At 68.6% G+C, this 4,429-nt stretch carries 4 protein-coding genes; 2 read left to right on the top strand and 2 right to left on the bottom strand.

Annotated features, from left to right (window positions below):
* Positions 1-336, top strand: a 336-nt coding sequence (locus tag AC1DZ6_RS19850) for a polyphosphate kinase 2 family protein (protein ID WP_477098862.1), incomplete at its 5' end; no start/stop codon positions are given.
* 33 nt (positions 337-369) lie between these two features.
* On the opposite strand, the gene AC1DZ6_RS19845 is transcribed toward AC1DZ6_RS19850, so the two are convergent.
* The gene (locus tag AC1DZ6_RS19845; protein WP_477098861.1) at positions 370-900 is read right to left on the bottom strand and encodes a CYTH domain-containing protein; all 531 of its coding nucleotides are present in this window, start codon (positions 898-900) and stop codon (positions 370-372) included.
* 316 nt (positions 901-1,216) lie between these two features.
* Between AC1DZ6_RS19845 and AC1DZ6_RS19840 the strand changes: the two genes are divergently transcribed.
* Entirely contained in the window at positions 1,217-3,001 is a 1,785-nt protein-coding gene (locus tag AC1DZ6_RS19840) for an alpha/beta fold hydrolase (protein ID WP_477098860.1), read from the top strand.
* A gap of 102 nt (positions 3,002-3,103) precedes the next feature.
* Here AC1DZ6_RS19840 and AC1DZ6_RS19835 read toward each other — a convergent pair.
* Positions 3,104-4,429: autotransporter outer membrane beta-barrel domain-containing protein (locus tag AC1DZ6_RS19835; RefSeq protein WP_477098859.1), on the bottom strand; the 1,326-nt coding region annotated here is incomplete at its 5' end.

Below are 4,429 nucleotides of genomic sequence, written 5' to 3'. Positions count from 1 at the left end.
GAGCAGGACAAACGCTTCCATGCCCGGGTCAACGACCCCCTCCGCCAATGGAAGCTGAGCCCGATGGACGTCGAGTCGTATTCGCGTTGGTACGACTACTCCCGGGCCCGCGACCAGATGCTGGCGGCCACCGACCGCGAGGAGTCGCCTTGGTGCATCCTGCGCTCCGACGACAAGAAACGCGCCCGTTTGAACGGCATCGCCCACATCCTGTCGCTCGTGCCCTACGAGCGCATYGAGCGCCCCAAGATCGAGTTGCCAAAGCGCTCAGCCAAACACAGGTACGACGACCAGAGCATCCTTGAAGGGCGCCGTATGGTGACGGCGCGCTATTGATCGAAGACGCTCAGGTCCTGAGCGCACTGTTCGTCACGTCGCGGGCGAGGCCTCCGACGCTGTAGGCTGCGGAGGGGCGAAAGACCGCGTCTGGCGCGGCTCGCCGCCGGAGGTCTTCCATAGAGCGATCGCCGAGTTGCGGTAGCGCGGATCGTGGCTGACCTCGACGCCCAACCACGGCGGAAATTCGAAGACCACGTCAGAACGATCAAGCTCGATCTCGGCAATGACGAGCCCCTCGGCTGGCCCGTGATAGACGTCGATGATCCAGACTTGGCCCTGGTGGTCGATCTCGTGGCGCACCTTCTCCAGCACGCGCCCGCCGCAGAAGCGGGCCAGCATGTCGCCCGCCTCGATGAGGGAGATAGGGTAGCTTATTTCGTCGCGCTCGAGGCCGCGCCGCCGGCTTTTCACGGTCAACGAGGCGTAGTCACGCGAGCAGCGGATGCGAATTGTCGCGAACCGCGTGCGAGCCAGATAGCCCTGGCGGAACGGCGTCCCAGCCTGAGCCGTCGCACGCCACAGGTCGTTGGCGACGAGGAACTTCCGTTCGATTTCGATCATGCCAAGCCTCCGGGCCTGCTTGGCGAAGCCTGCCCTGGTCTGACAACACAGTCACTCCGGTAGACCCAGGAGGCGCGACGCGGTGTGAAGCCGAGAGCGTCCGCGCGAACAGCGGTGGCTGGCGCCCCAAGGGGGACCTTCCCAAGGTCCGTTATGAGTCGGGTGCGAACATCCGCCCGCGCCCCGCCTCCAGACGTCAGCCGCCTTTTCTCCAGGGCGCGCTTTCGTCGCAATTGCCCAAGCGCGTCAGCCGAGGCATGTCTGAGCGGTGATTTGGAGATGATTTGGAATGGACTTTGGGCCTGACGCCGATCGTATGGCGTCGCCGAGCGTTGAGCCGGACATCAGCGAAACCCTCCTGGCGGTCGGCGCAAGTCTCGCCGCGGGGGATCCCAAGGCCCTGTTCCACGAAGAGAGCCTGGCCGCGGCGCTAGTGGATCGAAAAGGACGTGTCCTCGCAGCGAGCGCCGCCTTCTCGGCCTTGCATCCTGAACTGGTTCTGGACGAGGCGCTGCTGAACCGGGTCGCCGATGGAGCGGACACGGGGTCCGCGATCGTCGAACTCGTCAACGGCGGGAATCCCGAAATGGCGCTCTGCGCCTACGCCTTGGCCTCCCGCGCCGACGGTTGGATTCTGCCGCGCACCGTTCGTGACGCGGCCGCGGCGTCGCCCAACCAGATCGTCGTCCTCGCCAGTCCTTCACACCGGTTTCAAAGACCTCTGGAGGCGGCCTGCGAGGCCTTCGGCCTGACGGGCCTGCAGACACGGGTCGCTCTGGAAGCGATCCGCACCGGCGGTGTCAGGACGGCCGCCCAGCGGCTGGACATTTCGTATCACACCGCTCGTGAGGCCTTGGCGGACGCCATGGCGCGAGTACGGGCGCCGCGCTTGCCCGCCTTGGTCCGCCGGCTGGTGTCGCTGGCGTTCGGGGTGCTTCCCGAGGCCGACGGGACCGATGTTCTTGGAGACGCATGGGGGTTGTCGACCAGGCAGGCGGCGATCGCGGTCCTGATCGCCGACGGCCTGACGCGCGGCGAGACGGCGGCGGCCTTGGATCTCGGCGAGGCGGTCGTGAAGCGGGAGCTGAACGAGGTCTATGGCCTGCTGCAGGTGGGCAGCGCGGCCGCCCTGGCGCGCAAGGTCGCCGAGGCGAACGCCCTAAGCTGGATGACGCGATCCACCGGCGGCGACATCGGCCTGATCGAAGCGGGCGCGGAACCGCTGCGGATCATCCACCGGCCTGGGGGCGGCCGCATCGCAGTCAGCGACTACGGACCGGCGTCCGGTCGTCCCGTGCTCGTCGTCCACAGCAGCATGACCTCCAGGGTCGTGGCGAGAGGACTGCGACGAGCGCTCCAGGGCGCGGGCTTCAGGCCGATCTCCATCGATCGGCCTGGGTTTGGTCTCACCGACGAAATCGAAGGTCTACGCCCAGGACTGCACGACCCATACGCCGCCGCCGCCGACGACGCCGTTCTCGTGCTGGATGCTCTAAAGCTGGAGACCATCGACGTCGTCGCGCGCGGCGGAGCCCAATTCGTGGTCGCGCTTCACGAGATCGCGGCCGACCGGCTGGGGCGCGTGGTTCTGGTCAACCCAGATCCGCCGTCCGAGGCCAGCGGCCGCAGGATCGGTCCCTTCGGCGTCTTGAAGGAAGCCTATCGCCGAAACCCGGCGATGATCCGCGTCTGGGCCGGTCTCGTCGGACGTCAGCTCACCCACGCCAGGGTGTCGCGCATGTTGGAACGGTGGATGCAGGGCAGCCCGCCCGATGAGGCGGCCGCGCGCGACCCCGAGATCGTGCAGGATTATTTCCGAGCCGTGCGCACCTTCGCTACCGGTCGCCACGCCGGCTATGTAAACGAACAGGTCGATTTCGCTCGCCGAGCGCGCGGGCAGCCGCCGATCGGCGGCACGTCCAACTGGCTGGTCATGGTGGCCGCTCACGACACGCTGCACGAGCCGCAAGAGGTCATCGCCTATTGGCGCGCCATCCTTGTCGACGCGCAGTTTCAGCTGGTGGAGGACGGAGGACGCCTGCTGGCGTTGAGCCGGCCGCGCGATGTGGTCGAGGGCTTGCTCAACACGCAGCCCGGATAGGCTGATGAGCCAGGTCGGACGGGTCTTGAGCGAAGACCGGTCGAGGACGCGCCAGGCGCCCTCGACCGTCCCCTTGGGAAGCGCTCCCCCCAGAGCGCGCCCCTAGAAGCGCCAGGCGCCGCCAGCGCGAACGGCCTGGGCTTCGTAGCGGTCGCCGTAGGTCCCTTCGTAGGCGACCCCGAACCAGGCGCGATCGCCCGACACCAAGTCGACGCCCAGCTGAACGGCCAGGGCGCCGGCGTCGTACTTGGCGCCGCTGACCACGAAGCGGGTCGTCCCGCCCGCGAAGGCGTTGGAGCTTTCACCCGCCAGATCGCCCGTGGTCATGCGCCAGGCGATGGCGACGCGCGGTCGCAGGACCACGGCGGAGCCGAGGCCCAGCTCGCCCTTCACCTTGACCCCGACGTCGATGACGCCCAGCTCGCGCGCCACGCCGTCCACCTTCAGGGCCGTGACGCCGCCGGTTTCGCTGAAGTCGTCGCTCTTCACCTGCAGGTAGCTGGCGGCCACGAACGGCTCGACCAAGGTCGCGCCCAACGGCACCGACGCTGACACCTGGCCGAAGACCTGCCCGACCGTGGCGTCGTACTTGCCCTTGAGCCGGTCCTGGGCGCCTGGGAACGACACCACCCGCTCGGCGTCGACCGACGACCAGGCATAGGCCACGCCCAGATTGGCGCGCAGAGGTCCGAAGACGGTGGCGGCATAGGCCGCCACCTGACCGCCGGTGCTCTCGGCGCGGCTGCTCCGCGCCGAGACCCTGGCTTGGCCTTCGCCATAGGCGGCGGCCAGGCCCAGGCGGGTCTCGCCCAGCACCTTGTCGCCGCCGACCACCAGGCCCGAGCCGCTGACCTTCAGGCCGGCCGCGCCCGCGCCGGCGTCTACATGGCTCCAGCCCGCCAGGACGTCGCCCCAGCCGCCGACGACTTCCTCCGGGGCCGAGCTGCGCGCCTGGATCGCCTCGCGCAGGTGTCCCGCCTCRCCCGCGAGGACGGTGGAGGCGTCGGCGTAGATCTGGCCGTCCAGGGCGTCGTAGGCCTGGACCGAACCCGCCGCGTTCTGAGTGACCAGAGCGTCGTAGACCGGCGCTCCCAGGCCCAGGGCTTCGGCGGCAGCGGCCACGTGGGCCTGGTTCGGGGTCGTGGCGAAGCTGGCGAAGCGGATGTCGTTGCGCAGCAGGTTCAGGCGCACGGCATTGGCCGTGTAGGTCAGACTGGGTGTCAGGAAGGCCATATCGCTGGTGAGGCTGGAGAACCGGCCCGTGATGCCGCCCGCCGAGGTCAGGATGCCGTACTGGGTCAGCCGGGCGTACTGCGAGGCCGGACCGCCGGCCAGCACGGCCACCTTGGCGCCGGTCTGGATGGTGGTGGCGCCGCCCACGACGATCAGGTCGTGCTCGCCGGTCGGCAGCACCTCCACTTGGTAGGT

It is taken from the genome of Caulobacter sp. P1_B12_2 (genome assembly GCF_056406675.1).
The sequence above is the reverse complement of the archived record's forward strand: the minus strand, read 5'-3'. Positions and strand labels throughout refer to the sequence as shown.

Bases quoted from the DNA above. Each gene is read 5' to 3' on its own strand.
- AC1DZ6_RS19845 (WP_477098861.1), bottom strand. From the start codon at position 900: ATGATCGAAATCGAACGGAAGTTCCTCGTCGCCAACGACCTGTGGCGT.
- AC1DZ6_RS19840 (WP_477098860.1), top strand. From the start codon at position 1,217: ATGGCGTCGCCGAGCGTTGAGCCGGACATCAGCGAAACCCTCCTGGCG.